The organism is Roseibacillus persicicus (assembly GCF_014651675.1).
In the GTDB taxonomy this organism is placed as follows: domain Bacteria; phylum Verrucomicrobiota; class Verrucomicrobiia; order Verrucomicrobiales; family Akkermansiaceae; genus Roseibacillus; species Roseibacillus persicicus.
In genome coordinates this window covers 609,051-625,157 of the sequence record NZ_BMXI01000001.1, presented here as the reverse complement: position 1 = coordinate 625,157, position 16,107 = coordinate 609,051, and the positions used below count along the sequence as shown (strand labels likewise).

Sequence of the window (16,107 nt, the reverse complement as noted above, 5' to 3'; positions counted from 1 at the left end):
AGGAATCCTGAAGGGGGTCGTAACCCTTCAGGCCTATCTTTAGGTGATTAAACATCGGGGACATGATGGCTTTATCGCCTCATGTCCCCAATCTTTGATGAAGAGCCGGTTTTATGTCCGTTGGGTAGTTCTGGAATATTACGAGTTCGCTTGCATTCGGCCTGATGCGAAAAAAGCCCTCGCAGAACTGTTCTGCGAGGGCTCTTTGTAGAAGTTGTGTGGAAGCTGTTCTCGCTAGGACTGTCTCTTACGCCGGGCTAGCAAAGTGAGGCCGGCGATTAGGGAGAGGAGTGAGGCCGAGGGCTCGGGAACTGTGGTCAGGGTGACTGACCAACCGTCGATCTGATGGCTTCCCGAGGTGGAAAGGTCGGCCCCAAACAGGGTGAAGGTCCGGTCGGCAGTTAGGCCCTCGTAGTCCGTCAACGAGCTGTCCCGCGAATCACCCGTGGCCACGGTGCTCGGGTCGGTGAGGCGTCCGTCAGCCTGAAAAATGCCGGTCAATGGCCCACTCAAAGGAGTGCTAGCGTTTCCAGTGATCGCCTCGCGATACGTGTGGATGTCGATCAAGGAGGTCGCGGCGAAGGTGATGCTCACCGACTGATTGTCTGAGTATCCTCCGGGGAGCCCGGAGTCTTGACCCGCGCGGTTCATGAGAGTGACCAGATTGGTTCCATCGGTGAGGTAGAAGTAGAGGTCGCCGAGATAGGCGGACTCTCCGGGAGCTGCCGATAGCTTCAAGGTGACCTCGATACCCTGAATGATCTCCAGCGGCTCAGTGAAACTGAGGGAGCTCTGAATGCCTGTCGTCGAACCATCGGGAATCAGCCCGACCGCTCCAGAAGAGAGGGTCGTGATGGTGGCGGCTTGGGATATGCCGGGCACGAGAAGGCAGATGAGAAGTGATTTCATATTGGTTGTTACTGCTGGAGTTAGTTGATGGCGGGGGCGACGATGCGATACATGCGGTTGGAAGGGAGTGGACCCGGGTCAACCATGGTCATAATTCCGCTTGCCGGGCAGGTGACCGGAGCACCAAGGGCGGTCCAAGTAGAGAGGTCCGGGGAAGTCTCGAGCTGGTAGCTGCGGTTCGGGATTCCGGCTACCGTGATGGTGGCGACCCCTTCTTCGGTGACGATCGAAACGATATTGGACGTGGTGTCGTTGCCGTTTCCGCTATTGAAGAGCGTCACTGTTCCCGATGCGGTTTGGAAGCCGTCGGTGACCTCGTAGGTGAAGCTGGTGTCCGAGGTTTGGTTCGGGGCAGCAATAAAGATGACCCAGTCGCCGACCACTTGAACGGAGCCGCTTCCACTCGTTGCGACCGAGGAGAGCGTGACCTCCCGTCCTTCTCCGCCGGAAACGTTTCCAAGAAGGTCGGAGATGAGGACTTTGGTTGAAAGGCCGGTGGTGAATCCGAGATTGGAGGTGGCAACTTCAATCAGGGGGTCGTCGTCATTGATTGTTCCGGTAGCCGTAGCCGTTCCCAAGGTCACATCGCGACCAGAGGCTCCGGAGAGAGCGACGGTTGCGACAACAGTCTCGTTGCTTTCGACCTCGTGGTCCCCGAGGACGGGGACATTGAAGGTAAGGGAGGTGGCGCCCGCGGTGATGGTGGGGGAGGTGCTGCTGCTAGTGAAGTCCGTGCCGGGGGTCGCGGTTCCTGTCGCATTGGTGGCCAGATCGATGGTCACGCCGACATCGACCGGGTTGGAGAGGGTGGCGGAGAAGGTGAGGTTGGTCGTTCCGCTATCTCCTTCGACCACTGCTGGACCCGCTGCAATACTGAGGGTCGAGGAGTCGTCGTTGTTAATCGTTCCCACTGCGCTCGCGGCTGAGGTCGAGATGACTCCGACGCTGGGGTTGGCGATGGTTGCGGTGAGGGTTTCGTCCAGTTCCACCTTGTTATCGGCTGTGATGGTCACCTGCGCTGTTGCAGTGAGCTCCCCGTCTTCAAAAGTGACGGTGCTAGCGCTAGCCGCAGTGTAGTCGGAGTCGCCAGTGGTTGCGCTTCCGTCGGAAGTGGAGAATTCGAGAGTGGCGCTGCCCGCATCGGAATTCCGGGTGACCGTGAAGTCGAGAGTGCCGTCGGATTCATTGGCAGAAGCGGCCGCAATTCCGAACTCTACTGCTTCAGCGGTGACCCGGATGTTGTCGACGAGCAGGCGCTCATTGTTGACGTTGCTCTGCATCACGATTCGCAGCTGAAAGGCTGCGGCATCCGGGAGAGAGAATTCAAAGTCCTGGAAGCTGCTATCCAAAACAATGCTGTCGGTGTCGCCGAGTCCGTCGAGGTTGAGGTCCTGGGAGATGGTTGCTCCTCCCACCGAAGGAAGGCTTCCGTCGGAGGTGGCGTGAAAGGCTCCTACCGTGTTCCAAGTCGAGCCGTCAGTGCTAACTTGAGCCTCCATAAAGTCACCCGTGTCGTAGTTGGCCCCGTCGGGAGCGGACGCCAGCAGGTTGAGCTTCAGGTTGGTGAAGCCGCTGGCCGAGATGTTGAAGTAGATGGCCTCGAGTTCGGTGGAGAGGTCCACATTGACGTCCTCAACCGCAAAGGCAAAGGTGCCGTCGATACTGGCAAGAGCTGGTTCGGTGCGGCCGAAAATATCGTCGTCAGTTGGTCCGCCTACTTCGCCGGCGGCAAAGTATCGCGTCCCTTGTCCATCGGTCTCAAATGATTCCGTGAATGGAATCGTGAGGGTATTGATGAGATTGGTGACCTCAATTTCGCGGATGGCCGAGGCGGGGTTGAATTGGTCATCCTCGATGGTCAAGGTGACCTGCCTGGTTGCGGTGTTGGGATTGGAGAGGTTGGTGTTCTCGTAGGTCAGGGATTGGAGAACCGCAATGTAGTCGGCCAGCGATGCCGTGGCGGAAATGGTGAGGGTGTTCCCGCTGAAAGTAATGTCTCCTTGGGTAATCGAGCCTGAAGCGGTCGCCGCTAGGACGTCCTCGGCTGCCTGAAACCCGGAAGTGATCGCTACCGTTGCCTCTGTAAGGGAGCTCGAATCCAAATCTCCGACAGAAATCGTAGAGGCGATGGGCAGCGCGCCGTCACCTTCCGTGTAGTCGAGGGATGCTGCGGGGAGACCTGTGATGGAGGGCGCCTCGCTAGCCGACACCTCACCTAGGAAGCAGATGGAATCGATTGCAAAAAACTCCCCCGAACCACTCGTCTGCATGCTGATGCGTATGCGAGCGTTGGCTCCGGGAGTGATCGGGAAGGTAGCGTAGGAAAAGGAAGAAGATCCAATTGCGGGGAAGACGTTGACATTGGAGATTTTGTCGTCCCGAGTCAGTTGTCCATTGAACACCCCGATATCAGGTTCAAAGCGGACGACCTCGGAGAAATTGATTCCGTCTGCGGCGTACTCGATGATGAGGCGGTCAATTTCGGAATCAGTAACGCTATGATCATACTCGTTGGGATTATCAAAGCTCGTATTCCCTGGCGCGGAATCTCCGGGTGCAGCCAACACAATCTGCACGATTGTGTTGGCGTAGCCGGTCAGATCGACCGAGTTGGTAGTGACTTGGCCTAATGAAGAACTGGTGGTTCCTCCCGGAGGCGAGTCAATGTCTTCGGCGGCGAAGACATTTGTTTCTGTGCTGCCACCAATGAAGGCGAAGCGAGTGCTGTTGTTCGGCAGGACGGTAAAGAAGTCGGTCGAGCTATCGTCGAATTCAGTTGGCGAAGTGCTATAGCCGATATCGTTGCCGGCGTCATCGCCAAAGGTCTCGCAGGCGATGACGGAGGCAGCAGTTCCCGCGTGGAGAAGGTTGGAGAGCGAGGCAAAGGCAGCAAGCCCAAGCCAATGCTTGATTGTTGTGTTCATGGATTGGGCTTTGACTGAATTAGTTGCGTGAAGGGAAGACGCCTACGAGTGCGATGATGAAATTGATGCCAAGATAAGGATTGCGATTATCAAAGGCCGTGCTGGAACCGGTGGTGCCTATAGTGCCAGTTACCGAAGCGGCACCCATTGTTGCATTGGCTGATTCGGCGTAGTCTTCGTCGCTCGCGTTGGCGGCAGGATAGTTGCCGACCGGGCTGTCTTCCTCTCCTGGGGCGTTGTTGCAACCCAGTTGGACCGAAGCATTCGAGAGGGTGTGGGAGTGGGCCGGAAGGTTGGCGAGGGTGAGTTGAACATTTTCTCTTCCGCCTCGTTCTCCGAGTCGGATATTAGAGAGTCCTGGTCCTGTTCCTTGTTGGACTGGGGCGCGACCGCGAAGGTCAGGCAGACCGAAAGTGGTCCGTCCGTCGCCGCCGTAGGTCGTGCCCAAGATGGAAAAAAGCGCCGAATTCGATGCAATTGCGAGGAGTTGTCCTTCGCATAAGGCCCAGCCGCGGGGGGCGAAGTTTCCTCCGAACATTGTGATTTGTGCTATAAATGGTTCCATAATTTTCTAGTTTTTTTGAGATGGATATAAGTGAATTCAGGACGCGAAAGCGCATTCCTGTAATAAGGTTTTTTCAGGGGAGGGGAGAGAAAGCGTGAGGGCGCTTGCTTGGAAATGATATCTTTTCTGACTAAACGCAGAGAGTGAGGATGACGGTCTTTCCCGCCTCCTCATAAGATAACTTGTTCCCGTTTGCTTTCATGCGGGAAGGGGTGATGTCCTGATTCTTGGCAAGATGTTGCTGGAAATCGGAAAAGGCCACCCGGGCCTCAATCTGGGTGCTTGTTTCCCTGGTGATGGAAAAGCTTTTCATCTTTCCCGCTTGAATTGAGGGAGAAGAGGTTCCGCCAATCTTGGACGGAAGAGCCAGGTAGGCAGCTGTAGCAGAGCCCAGCACTAGAAAGTGGCGGCGAGAGTTCATGGTTTGTGTGGTTGTTGTTCTGAAATCAAGCGCCAAGAAATAGATCTTGATACATCGATTTCGTCTCCAAGCTGATTGAATTGAATTGTTTGGTCAAGTTAATTTGCTTTTTTAACGGGGTGAGTGTCTTTTGGTTATGACTGCGCGAGGGTGCCGAGCGCTGTCGTGCAAATATTTTGAGGGGTTGAGTGGAAGGGCCTTTCGAAGTGAAGATTTGCGGCTGGGGGAAGTTGAATGCATATGATTGGATAGACGCTTTTTTTCCGTTAAATTGCGCTCCATCAGGCTCGAGGTTGTCGATTGCGCTTCCGGGGTGTTCGACGCGTCAATCCAGGGAAGAGTTCAGCAGGAGGAGGAAATGAATGCGAAAGCTCAAGAAGCCGTTATTTTGGCTTGGACCTTGGGCTCTCATGCAAGAGTCTCGGCCTTGTGAGCGAAGAAACGACAGAGTCCAAGTCGGAGCGGAAATTTACCCGTGCAGTGTTGAAGTTGAGCGGCGAGGCGCTGCGTGAAGAGGGGAGTAAGGATAACATTTCGCCTGAGATCGTTGAGCGTATGGCTCGCGAGATTCGCGATGCGGTCAAGACTGGTTTGGAATTGGCCGTGGTGGTAGGTGGCGGCAACTTTTGGCGCGGAGCGAGTGCCAGCGCCCGGGGGATGGATCGGGCCACTGCGGATTATGTCGGGATGATGGCTACGGTTATGAATTCGCTCGCGCTCCAGAGTGCCCTCGAGGAAGAAGATGTCCCCTGTGTGGTGCAAAGCGCCATCGAGATGAAAAACGTGGCCGAGCCCTATATCCGCCGGAAGGCCGAGCGCCATCTGTCGCAGGGACGAGTGGTGATCTTTGCCGCGGGAACCGGCAGCCCGTTCTTCTCCACCGACACCACCTCCGCGCTGCGTGCGAACGAGATGGATGCGGATGTGATTTTCAAGGCGACCCAAGTGGACGGGGTCTACGACAGCGACCCGAAAAAGAATCCTGACGCCAAGCGCTATGACCGCGTGAGCTTCATCGATTGTCTCACCAAGCAGCTCAAGGTGATGGATGCGACGGCCTTTAGCCTGTGTTTGGAGAATGAAATGCCCATCGTGATCTTCGATGTGGGTGTGGAAGGAAATATTACCCGAGCCTTGAGTGGTGAGGACATCGGGACTTATGTTTGCAGGGAAGCGTAAACCAACCCTAACTTGAACGAAAAATGACCCCAGAAAGCAGTTTGGCAGAAGCAAAAGAGGCGATGGAGAAATCCTTCGAGTACCTCGAGCAAGAATTCGGTGGCGTGCGTACCGGCAAAGCCTCGCCCTCCCTCGTCGACAATGTGGACGTGAATGTTTCCAGCTATGGAAGCGTGATGAAGTTGAAAGGGCTGGCCATCATCTCGGTGCCGGAGCCCCGTATGCTGATGATCGCTCCCTTCGACCCGAGCATCACCAACGATATTGAGAAGGCAATTCGGGAGGCCAACCTGGGTCTCAACCCTTCCACTGACGGCACGAACATCCGTCTCATCATTCCTGAGTTGAATGAAGAGCGTCGTATCGAGATGGTGAAGCGGGTGAAGACTATGGCGGAAGACGCCCGCGTTCGCATCCGGACCGCGCGCAAGAATGCGATGGATGCCGGTAAGAAGATGAAGGCCGACAATATTCTGACTGAGGACAGCCAGAAGGACTATGAAGGACAGGTGCAGGACCTCACCGATGCGGCCGTCAAGAAGGTTGATCAAGCTGCTGCCGAGAAGGAAGCAGAAGTGATGACCGTTTAATCGGCGCTATAATTTTACCAAAGAAATTAGATGACCCTCTCCTCGAAAGGCCTCCGGATCGTAGGCTTGGGAGTGGGTCTTTTTTTTGCGTTGGTCTTGGTGGCCCAAGTCATTGTTGGACGCACTTTTTCCGCCTCTTATCTGGAGGGGTTTCTGGAAGAGAATCTCAATGCCCGGGCCGAGGTTGAGAAGGTGAAGGTCAATCTTCTGGCCCGGCGGGTAACTCTGCACGGGCTCAGTCTATCTCCTCTCGAGAAGGTCCCGGGGCCGACTGGGGTGGAAATTGGGCAAGTGAGATTGGGGGTCAAGGCCTTGCCCTTGTTCTCGCGCCGCTTGGAGACAACGAGCTTTGTGATTGTCGACCCGATCATTCGAATGACTTTGGACCGGGAGGGTGATTTGTCCTTGGCCCAGCTCTTCAGCAAGCCTGACGATGAGGGGGGAGATGCTGCTGTTCCAACCAAAGAGAAAAGCGGGGTTCTGGAAGCCAAGGAAAACCGCTGGCTCGCCAAATTGGGGGAGACCCGTTTGCAAGGTGGGCGGGTCGAGATGACTTTTGAGAAGGAGAAGATGCTTCTCAAAGTGGAGGATTTGGCGATCACGATCAACGACTTGCAGTTCGATCCCGAGGACTTGGCCTCCCTCAATCAGGTTCAGCTGAATTTAAAAGCCGGGACTCGTTTGCTGGACGCGGAAGGGAACTTGTTGGTGCGGATGGATCTGGATGGCGAAGCCACGGGAAAGCTTTTTGACGAGGTGACGGGCGATTTCGACGCGGATGTCATTGCGGATTTGGCGTTGGGGCAGGACTCCTATCTCAATCCGCAAATCAAGATTGTGCGGCGCATCTGGGGTTATCTCGACCAAGTGGAAAAGGTTGGGATCGAGCTAGGGAGCCTGCCGGATCGCATCGACTTTGGGCGCAGCCGGCGGATCACTGGAAGCTATCGCGAGGATGTGGTGAGATTGACTGAGCCTTTGTCGTTATCGGTGGGAAAGTGGGAAGTGGGCTTGGCCCGGCAGTCTTGGATCGAGACACATAGCGGTCGTCACGAGATCGGAGTGGAATTTCTTGCGGGCGATCAGATCAGCGACACTTTGGGCGGGTGGCTGGACGCGCTCCCCAGAAACGTGCAGAACCTCGCCCAATCCCGCTTCGTCGACGAAGACCAAGTGCTTTGGCGGGTGAATTCTTCGGGATACTTGGAGAACCCCGAGTTCGACTACCTCAGCCAGCTTCCAGAGGCCAAAGGGCTGATTAAAGAGTTGGAGAACTCATTTGAAGAGGAGGTCGACAAGCTCCGCGACAAGGCCGACGACTTCTTGAGGGGATTATTGGACAATTAATCTTCCTTTTTTTTGGCAGCTGCTAAGAAATTCAGCGAATAATCGTTTAGAATATACAAAGGTGCTTTATGAATTCTGGAAAATTTGTCTCCCCCGAAGTTGAAATCGCTCTGAAGCGCCAGAAGGCGAGAGCGACTCTATCCAGTCTTTTCGTTTCATTGCTGGCAATTGTCCTCGTTGGGCTCATTCTTTTTTACATTTCGATCGCAGGTATCAATTTGGTTCAGCCTGATATCGTGACTTATCAGGGTTCTTCCCAGAAGGAGGATAATCTGGAGAAGAAAGAACTGAATCCGGCCATTCAGCGGAAGCCTTCCTCACCCTCGTCATCCATGGCGAAGGTGATCGCGGCCAACACAGTTTCTCCTACTGCGATTCCAGTCCCCGAGGTCATCGACCCGGTTGAGTCAGTGGACTTCGGCGATGGCGACGACTTCGGCTCCGGTTGGGGCAGTGGAGGCGGTGGCAACGGCGGTGGAGGAGCCAGCTTCTTCGGGCAGAAAAGTAATGCGGAGCGTATCGCCTTCGTGATCGATTACTCGGGTTCCATGGCAGCTCAAAACCGCGTGGGCATTATGAAAAAGGAGCTTTCCAAGTCGCTCGACGGGTTGACTCCGGGCACCCAGTTCCAGATGATCTTTTTTGCCGGTCCGGTCTGGGTTGCCGGGAGTGAAGTGATGGTCAAGGGGCAGGCCGCTCATGAAGGGAACACCATCAAGGGGCCCGATGGAAAGACCTACGAGTGGGTGACCTCCGGCGGAGCACACGGCTTCAAGCCCAGGGGGAAAGTTCAGCAGGCGAGCTGGCTGCAGGTGCCCAGCGTGGAAGGCAAGCTCGGTTCGCAGAAGCGCGAGGCGATCTCGGCTGGCAAGGATGTTCTCAAGGATAGCCAAAAGGTGGTTCAAGAGACTGGCTTGGTCTGGGGGACTCGCTGGAAATATGCTCTGGAGATGGCCCTTGATATGGAGCCCAATCCGCAGGTGATCTACTTCATGACCGACGGCTCAACCGGTAGCGAGGCCATGCAGGTGGCCCGCACGGTGGGAGCCCGTGCCAAGAGTCGGGGCATCACCATCAATTGCGTCGCGATGATGGAGCCCAAGGCCCATGATGCGATGAAGGAGATGGCCAAGCGAACTGGCGGTAAATTCACCGTCGTCGAGGCCGACGGGAAGAGCACCGAGATTCCTTTGAAGTAGAATCAACGGTAGACTTTTTCCAGATATTCCAAGGACTGACGGGCAATTTCGTTGGGGGAGGGCTCGTATTTGAAAACCTCCACTGAGACCCAGCCCTGATAGTCAATTTCCCGCAGGGCAGCAGCGACCGCGCTATGGTCCACTTTGCCCATGCCGGGTCCCAGAAGGTTGGGATCGTTGGCGTGAAAGTGGGCTAGCCGTCCCTGGTGATGGCGCACCAGTTCGCCCATATAGGTGTCGATCTGCTCTTGGGTGGGATCGATATTGGGCGGGGTGGGGGTGCCGGGGGTCTCGTGGTCCAGCTCGTAGGACATGGCCTTGACGTCGAGGTGAAGCTGGCAATTGGGGTGGTCTACCAGCTTGAGGAGAATTGCGGTCTCGCGGGCGGAAGTGAGGAAGTTGGTCTCGGTGTGCCCCAGGGGCTCCATTGCAATGGTGATTCCGAGGGGGGCACAGTATTCAGCCGCTTCCCGGAGCAAGTCCGCGGCCCGGTGGGCGCTCTCGTCGACCGCCCAGTCTGGTTCCAGACTTCGCTGCTGGGGGGAACCCCAAACCATCACTTTTCCCTCCATCGCGTAGCAGAGATCGGCGAGATGCTTGGTGTAGTCCAGGGTGGCCGCCCGCAAGGAGTCGTCGGGGCTGGTGAGGTGAAAGCCTTTGCCCCCGTTGAGATGGTCGGTTTTGGCAAGTAACCAATGCAGACCGATAATCTCCAGGCCATGGAATTGCGCCGTCTCTAACAAGTATTCGCCGTAGGATGCGTCCAATCGGGTGGCATCGTGGTCGGGAGCAATGGTGAATGGAGCGATCTCCAGTCCGCCGTAGCCGAGGGCTGCTGCCGTTTCACATTGCTGGACAAAAGGGCGGTCTTGAAAAGTTTCGTTACAAATGGCGAACTTCATGGGTAGGGGGTTGTAATCGGCGTGTGCAAGAAGAGCACGAAAGAAGTCTGTAATTCAGATAATTGGAGCAGTCGACGGTCACGGGGTCTGCCAATTCCAATTTCCCCTGTTTCTTATCCTTGCCCAATGTGACGTTCGCCCGTCATTGTCCCTTTGTAACTGAAAGGAAAAAACGATGTTCAAGAGACTAGGTAATATAATCAAAGGCTTCTTCGGCCTCTTTGTCGGCGGTTTGGAGAAAAAAAATCCCGAGGCCCTTCTCGAGGTCGAGAAGGAAAATTTGCGCAAGCAGATCTCGGAATTTAACAAAGGTCTCGCCAGCCACGCGGGTCTCGTGGAGCGCCTCATCACCCAAGCCAAGAAGCTGGGTCGCGAAGAAGAAGAGCTCCGCGCCAAGACCGGTGCCAATCTGAAGGCTGGCAACCGCGCGGCTGCCGCGGAATACGCCCTGAAGCTCAAGGACACCGAGAAAGAGCACGATACCGTGCAGCAGCAGCTCGAAGAATCCGAGAAGCGCTATCAGGAGCTTCTCCGCGCCCGCGACGTGACCGTCAAAGAGGCTAAGGATAAAATTGAGCGGCTCGCTCGCGATATCGATGACATGAAGTTGCAAAAGGCAACCGCTGAACTCAACGAGATGGCCGCCGGAATGGTGACCGAAATCGGTGGTGCGGGTGACACGCTCAACCGCCTCGAGGGCATTGTGGAGGAAGAGCGCACCAAGGCCGCTGGACGGGCGCGCGTTGCCAAAGATGCTCTCGACCTCGGTGATATCGACCAAAAGGTTTCCGAGCAGGACGCGCTGGCTGAAATGGCGCTCGCCGAATTCGCTGCTGCTGAAGGGATTGAGCTGGAGAAATCCGGTAGTGCGGAATCCGCTCCTTCCAGCGGTGCTGCGGAAGGAACCTCCGAAGGAGCCATGGGCCCGGTGAAGGAATCCTAGTCGCTTCGTAAGTTTTCTCCAGGCCGCCCGGGTGTTACCCTGGCGGCTTTTTCTTTTCTCCGGAGTTCCTACTGGAGCCCTTGCCCTTTCTACTCAAATCTCTAGGGAGTGGCCTGCGAGTGATTATTGATTTAATCGATAATCGCTTTTTCACTATCAATTTCCCCCGCAGGGAGCGGGCTGGTATCACAGGGGCATGTCCATCGACTTGGAGACCCACATCCCAACGCGCCGAAACTGGCGTTCATTCTCGGCCATTACCGCCATGTCCGGGCTGAATGCCTTCAATGATAACTTCGCGCGTTTCATGTTGCTGCCGCTCGGTGGCTGGTTGGTCTCCCAGAATTCGGGCTTTGAGATCGAGCACTTGTTAGGGGTGCTCATGGTATTGCCCTACATTCTCTTTGCTCCCAGCTCGGGTTGGTTGGCGGACCGTTTCCCCAAGAACCAAGTCGTTCGTTGGTCGGCCTGGCTCCAGCTGGTGGCTCTTGGCTTCATGACCTTTGCGATTTGGCAAAAGTCTCTGGTTACGGCGGTGGTGGCATTCTTCCTTCTCGCCCTGCAGTCCGCCCTTCTCTCGCCCGCCAAGGCTGGAATCCTGAAGGAGTTGTTAGGGCGGGGAAAGCTGGCTTACGGAAGCGGGGTCGCGGATGGAGTGACGATTTTGTCCGTCTTGTTGGGGCAAATTCTAGCCGGAGTCATCTTCGATCGTGGCTTGTCTTCCTCCGGGGATGGCTGGGGGGCTGCGCTGACTCCGGTTTTGGTGATTTTTGCAGGTTGCCTCTTCGCGGTTGTTCTTGCGCGAATGATTGAGCCCACTCCGGCTCATCCGGTCGGGCCTTTGACTGCTAAAGTGGCATTCCGCCATGTCCGGGATTTCAAGGTCGTGACCTCCGCGCGTCCCTTGTGGCTCTGTGCTCTGGGAGTCGCTTTCTTTTGGGGTTTTGCGACCTTTATTTTGTTAGCTGTCTACGAGGTTGCCTACAAGCTCCACGGGGGGGGAGAAGGGACGGGCACTGCGAACTCCTTCATGATGGCGACGGCGAGTATCGGGATTGCCCTGGGCAGTGTCTTGGCTGGATTTCTGAGCCGTCGCGGGAACCAACTGGGATTGGTTCCGCTCGGCGGATTGGTGATGACTCTGGGGACCGTGCTTCTGGCGCTCGCTCCGGCGGGAGAGGGGCTCTTCCGGTTTGGTCTCTTTGTAGCAGGAGCGGGAGCGGCTGTGTTCCTCGTGCCGCTCAAGGCGCATCTGATCGACATCAGTCCCCCCGATCAGCGGGGTAAGGTGTTGAGTGTATCCAACTTGATGAATAATTTGGCCGGCGCACTGGCGATTGGCTTGCAGTTTTTCTTCAAGGCCACCTCGCAGCCGGTGCCTCTGCAAATGGCTGTCTTTGCCCTCTTTGCGGGGTTGGCAACCTGGTATGTGATGAAGCTCCTGCCGCGCGACTTTTGGTTTCTATTCGGCGTCACACTCATCCGCATGCTCTATCGGATTAAGATTCGGGGAGCGAAAAATATGCCCGAAGAGGGCGGGGTGATTCTTTGTCCCAATCACATGAGCTTTGTGGATTCGCTGGTGATTTCCGCAGCCAGCCCCCGGCCCGTGCGTTTCTTGATTGCTGAGAAGTGTTACCGCCACAAGTGGGTGGGGCGCTTCGCCCGCATGTTCAACGCGGTTCCCGTTTCGCCCGAGCGGGCCAAGGAGGCCATTCGCATTGCGGCTGACGAGGCGGCGGCTGGCAACGTGGTGTGTATTTTCCCCGAAGGTCAGTTGAGCCGTACTGGTGCGGTTTGCGAGATTAAGCGGGGTTTCGAGATGATTGCGCGCAAGTCTGGGTGCCCTGTGGTGGCGGCTTACATGCATGGCCTGTGGGGAACCTTCACCAGTTTCTCTGGTGGGCGGTACTTCCGCAAGTGGCCACGCCGCATTGGGTCTGGACTGACCGTGAGCTTCTGCAAGCCGATGGCACCCAAAGAGGTGAGCGCGGTTGAGGTGGAAAGGGTGTGGCGTCGGATGGCGAGTGACTCGCTGGACCTTCAAAAGCTCGATCAGCGCCGATTCGCGGATCCGAGTCTTTTTCTAACAGAAGAGCCGGCAGCATGGTGGGAGGAGCTTCACGAAGTTGGAGAGTTGGGGCCGGAAGAATTTGGAGAGTTGGCGCGCCAAGCGCACGAGCTCAATGCGGTTGCGTTCTGGAACCGGGGCGAAAGAGTTCTGCTGGAATGGGCGCCAGAGGATGCGGTGTCTCGCGTGTTGGGAATGATGCTTCCCCGGATGGCAGGGGTGAAGATTGCCTTGGTGGCAAAGGGAGCGGGGGAGGTTGAGCTCCTGAAGGTTTCTCGCGAAGAGCGCATTGATCGCCTCGTGTTGCGTCGTCGTGATTGGTCGCCGGGGGCTCTGGCTGCTTGTCGTAAAGAAGGGCGCTTGGTTCAGCTGTTGGATGATTGGAATGGCGATGAGCCCGCTTTGCAGGAGGAGGGGATTTATCCTTCGTTGTTAAAAAACGGGAAGGTTCTGACTTGGTCCATGCCGCATCCCGACGAAAAGAACTCAAAGCTTTCGACCTTTCAACCGGGTTGGAAAGTGGGTCATGTCGGACGCCTTCTGCCTGGTGTGGAATGGCCCGAAGGATGGGAAGTGGATAGTGAGAGGTTTCTCCGAAAGCCGTAGTTGGTACCTGAGCTTGGGCATTCCGGAAGGACCCGGGGCCGGACCGCGAGTGCCCCCACTCGCCCCACTGCCCCGTCCCGTTCGAGAAATGAGACCTCGTTGAACTCGCTGGGCGACTCCCGCCGGTAGCGAGGCTTTGATAAGACATCTGCGAATAGTGGAGAAAGGTCCTTGGAGGTCGTCCAAAAAGTGCCAAGCGAGCGTTCTTATCAGCTCGCTGAAGTGCCGGTGGAGTGGACGTCTCGTCCACTTGCCGTTCGGTTTGATGGGTGGACGAGACGTCCACCCCACTTGCGAGATGGCTCTTTGGGCGAAGGCCCTTCGTCCGCGAGAGAACCGTTCGAGTGATGAGACTTCGTCGAACTCGCTGGGCGACTCCCGCCGGTAGGGAGGCTTTGATAAGACATCTGCGAATAATGGAGAAAGGTCCTTGGAGGCCGTCCGAAAAGTGCCAAGCGAGCGTTCCTATCAGCTTGCTAAAGTGCCGGTGGAGTGGACGTCTCGTCCACTTGTTGTTCGGTTTGATGGGTGGACGAGACGTCCACCCCACTTGCGAGATGGCTCTTTGGGCGAAAGCCCCTCGTCCGCGAGAGAGCTGTTCGAGTAGTCAGACTTCGTCGAACTCGCTGGGCGACTCCCGCCGGTAGGGAGGCTTTGATAAGACATCTGCGAATAGTGAAGGAAGGTCCTTGGAGGTCGTCCAAAAAGTGCCAAGCGAGCGTTCTTGATATCAGCTCGCTAAAGTGCCGGTGGAGTGGACGTCTCGTCCACTTGTTGTTCGGTTTGATGGGTGGACGAGACGTCCACCCCACTTGCGAGATGGCTCCTTGGGCGAAGGCCCTTCGTCCGCGAGAGAACCGTTCGCGCATTCCTGAATTCTTGCGCGCCTTTTAGCAAAAGGATCCAATCTTGCTGCAACAATCGTAGCGTTTAGCTGCTCTTGCTTGTTCGGTAGGCCTTGGCGAGTAGGCCGGCGCCTGCTGCGATCATGAGAAAGATGAGCAAGAGATGGGTTGTCTTCATGTTCAGAACAAACCGAATGCGACTAAAAATCTCAATTACAATAATGCCGAGTCCAGCGGTGGCCAGCCACCACGCCCACTTCTTGGCCGCATCGTAAAAGAGGACGGTCGCTCCGATGAGAAAGGGTACGAAGATGATACCCATGGAAGTGGTGTTGCCCATTCCTCCGCGGCGGTTCATGAGTCCGGAGAGAGCTCCGTAGTCTCCCGTAACAACGCGGACGGAATCCAGTAATAAATAGAGTCCGACTCCACAAAGAGTGAGGCCTCCTCCGGCGAGGAAGAGGGTATCTCCACCTTCGGTTCCGCCAGGTTTGAGATTGGGGGTAGGGGGCTTGCTATTATTCTTCATCCTCGAATTCATCAACATAAGCCCAGCGCGGTGCTATGTATTCTTCAATCAGCACTCCTCGCTCGGATCTTCCTCCTTCCAAGAAGCGAACGCTGACAAGTAGGGGCTCGGGGCGGATACTGCCCGTGCTGCGTGAAGCTTGAAATTGTTTGAAAAGGCGGTTGTGGTCCGGGTTATCGCGCTCGATGTATCCGAACAGAAACTCGTCGCTATCACGAAAGGTTAATTTGATGCATTGATATTTCTCGGAGTCGGAAAACTCATAAACATAGAAGTTATCAGGATTCGCGAAAACCCTCAGATCGGTGGGCTTCGTTTCTTTGCGCTCGATGAATTCCGTAAGGTCGACGGGTTGATAGCAGACGTCGGATTCCCAATCGATAGTCACCTTGCGCTCATTGTCCACCTCCGCGAGATAGACGCGGCTGTTTCCATCGGGAAAGGAGCCAGTCAGGACCACAAAGGAGCGGGATTCGATGGGGAGGGTGTATTGGCTGGTGAGAGTCACTCCAGAAAGAGGTTCCATCTTATGCTTGGAGTAGAAGTCGCGCATGAAGGGTGCGACCCGCTCAGGGTGGCGGGCAACTTCCAGTTTTTCCTCGATGGTGGTGGCCGTGGTGTATTTTTCGAGGGCGGTAGTGAGTGAATCTACAATTGCGCGGGCCTCTTCGAGCTCTTGCTCGGTTGTTCGCAGGCTTTCCCTCGCGGCGATTTGCTGCCTTTCCAAGCGGTCACGGTTGCGCCCTCCCAGGGAGAGGAAGATCCCCAGGCCCAGCAGCAGAACGAATCCGGCTCCAGCAAGAACGAAGAGGGCGGGCGGGATTCGGATGGGGGCGGCGGGGGTGCCGGGTTCCACAATCACCTCTTCTGCGGCGGGGGCGGCGACCGGGAGATTGTCTCCCGCAAGGTCGCGAAGCATTGCGACTTCTTCCTTGGAGCGGCGCAAAGTGCTCTTCTTGCGGGGTGCATTTCCCTGTTGATCCTCGGTTTCCAGCCGATGAACAGTCTCTTCCTCCACGATTTTGAGCTCTGGTTTTTTCCTGCTCTTTTGACGATCCCCTTCCACAGGTTTGAATA

At 56.1% G+C, this 16,107-nt stretch carries 13 protein-coding genes; 6 read left to right on the top strand and 7 right to left on the bottom strand.

Going from position 1 to position 16,107, the window contains the following annotated elements; genetic code table 11:
- Nucleotides 1-234: 234 nt before the first annotated feature.
- From IE099_RS02295 to IE099_RS02280, 4 genes are all read right to left on the bottom strand, one after another.
- A complete protein-coding gene (locus tag IE099_RS02295) occupies nt 235-909 on the bottom strand; it encodes a PEP-CTERM sorting domain-containing protein (protein ID WP_189566960.1) in 675 nt (224 codons plus the stop codon).
- A 20-nt stretch (nt 910-929) separates the two neighbouring features.
- Nucleotides 930-3,833 carry a Calx-beta domain-containing protein gene (locus IE099_RS02290; protein WP_189566958.1) on the bottom strand — a complete coding sequence of 968 codons (2,904 nt, stop codon included), beginning with the start codon at nt 3,831-3,833 and terminating at the stop codon, nt 930-932.
- A gap of 19 nt (nt 3,834-3,852) precedes the next feature.
- A complete protein-coding gene (locus tag IE099_RS02285) occupies nt 3,853-4,398 on the bottom strand; it encodes a phage tail protein (RefSeq protein ID WP_189566956.1) in 546 nt (181 codons plus the stop codon).
- Nucleotides 4,399-4,528: 130 nt separating this feature from the next.
- Nucleotides 4,529-4,819: a hypothetical protein gene (locus IE099_RS02280; protein ID WP_189566954.1), complete on the bottom strand. Its 291-nt coding sequence runs from the start codon at nt 4,817-4,819 to the stop codon at nt 4,529-4,531.
- Nucleotides 4,820-5,248: 429 nt separating this feature from the next.
- On the opposite strand from IE099_RS02280, the gene pyrH reads away from it, so the two are divergent.
- The 4 genes from pyrH (at nt 5,249) to IE099_RS02260 (ending at nt 9,134) form a co-directional block, all read left to right on the top strand.
- On the top strand, nt 5,249-5,998 hold the full coding sequence (gene pyrH, locus IE099_RS02275) for a UMP kinase (protein ID WP_189566952.1): 750 nt from the start codon (nt 5,249-5,251) through the stop codon (nt 5,996-5,998).
- A gap of 23 nt (nt 5,999-6,021) precedes the next feature.
- Entirely contained in the window at nt 6,022-6,588 is a 567-nt protein-coding gene (frr, locus tag IE099_RS02270; RefSeq protein WP_189566950.1) for a ribosome recycling factor, read from the top strand.
- Between the two features lie 30 nt (nt 6,589-6,618).
- The gene (locus tag IE099_RS02265; protein ID WP_189566948.1) at nt 6,619-7,935 is read left to right on the top strand and encodes an AsmA family protein; all 1,317 of its coding nucleotides are present in this window, start codon (nt 6,619-6,621) and stop codon (nt 7,933-7,935) included.
- A 68-nt stretch (nt 7,936-8,003) separates the two neighbouring features.
- Nucleotides 8,004-9,134, top strand: coding sequence for a vWA domain-containing protein (locus IE099_RS02260; protein WP_189566946.1), 1,131 nt, complete (start codon nt 8,004-8,006; stop codon nt 9,132-9,134).
- 2 nt (nt 9,135-9,136) lie between these two features.
- On the opposite strand, the gene IE099_RS02255 is transcribed toward IE099_RS02260, so the two are convergent.
- Nucleotides 9,137-10,036: a sugar phosphate isomerase/epimerase family protein gene (locus IE099_RS02255; RefSeq protein WP_189566944.1), complete on the bottom strand. Its 900-nt coding sequence runs from the start codon at nt 10,034-10,036 to the stop codon at nt 9,137-9,139.
- 175 nt (nt 10,037-10,211) lie between these two features.
- Between IE099_RS02255 and IE099_RS02250 the strand changes: the two genes are divergently transcribed.
- Nucleotides 10,212-10,979, top strand: a complete 768-nt coding sequence (locus IE099_RS02250; RefSeq protein WP_189566942.1) for a PspA/IM30 family protein — start codon at nt 10,212-10,214, stop codon at nt 10,977-10,979.
- 196 nt (nt 10,980-11,175) lie between these two features.
- On the top strand, nt 11,176-13,656 hold the full coding sequence (locus IE099_RS02245) for an MFS transporter (RefSeq protein WP_189566940.1): 2,481 nt from the start codon (nt 11,176-11,178) through the stop codon (nt 13,654-13,656).
- 930 nt (nt 13,657-14,586) lie between these two features.
- Here the strand turns inward: IE099_RS02245 and IE099_RS02240 are convergent.
- Nucleotides 14,587-15,030, bottom strand: coding sequence for a hypothetical protein (locus tag IE099_RS02240; protein WP_189566938.1), 444 nt, complete (start codon nt 15,028-15,030; stop codon nt 14,587-14,589).
- Nucleotides 15,020-16,048: a hypothetical protein gene (locus IE099_RS02235; protein ID WP_189566937.1), complete on the bottom strand. Its 1,029-nt coding sequence runs from the start codon at nt 16,046-16,048 to the stop codon at nt 15,020-15,022. The genes IE099_RS02240 and IE099_RS02235 overlap by 11 nt, the downstream gene beginning before the upstream one ends.
- Between the last annotated feature and the right edge of the window lie 59 nt (nt 16,049-16,107).

Bases quoted from the DNA above. Each gene is read 5' to 3' on its own strand.
- IE099_RS02265 (WP_189566948.1), top strand. From the start codon at position 6,619: ATGACCCTCTCCTCGAAAGGCCTCCGGATCGTAGGCTTGGGAGTGGGT.
- IE099_RS02245 (WP_189566940.1), top strand. From the start codon at position 11,176: ATGTCCATCGACTTGGAGACCCACATCCCAACGCGCCGAAACTGGCGT.
- IE099_RS02255 (WP_189566944.1), bottom strand. From the start codon at position 10,036: ATGAAGTTCGCCATTTGTAACGAAACTTTTCAAGACCGCCCTTTTGTC.
- IE099_RS02290 (WP_189566958.1), bottom strand. From the start codon at position 3,833: ATGAACACAACAATCAAGCATTGGCTTGGGCTTGCTGCCTTTGCCTCG.
- IE099_RS02285 (WP_189566956.1), bottom strand. From the start codon at position 4,398: ATGGAACCATTTATAGCACAAATCACAATGTTCGGAGGAAACTTCGCC.
- IE099_RS02250 (WP_189566942.1), top strand. From the start codon at position 10,212: ATGTTCAAGAGACTAGGTAATATAATCAAAGGCTTCTTCGGCCTCTTT.
- IE099_RS02260 (WP_189566946.1), top strand. From the start codon at position 8,004: ATGAATTCTGGAAAATTTGTCTCCCCCGAAGTTGAAATCGCTCTGAAG.
- frr (WP_189566950.1), top strand. From the start codon at position 6,022: ATGACCCCAGAAAGCAGTTTGGCAGAAGCAAAAGAGGCGATGGAGAAA.
- IE099_RS02240 (WP_189566938.1), bottom strand. From the start codon at position 15,030: ATGAAGAATAATAGCAAGCCCCCTACCCCCAATCTCAAACCTGGCGGA.
- IE099_RS02295 (WP_189566960.1), bottom strand. From the start codon at position 909: ATGAAATCACTTCTCATCTGCCTTCTCGTGCCCGGCATATCCCAAGCC.
- IE099_RS02280 (WP_189566954.1), bottom strand. From the start codon at position 4,819: ATGAACTCTCGCCGCCACTTTCTAGTGCTGGGCTCTGCTACAGCTGCC.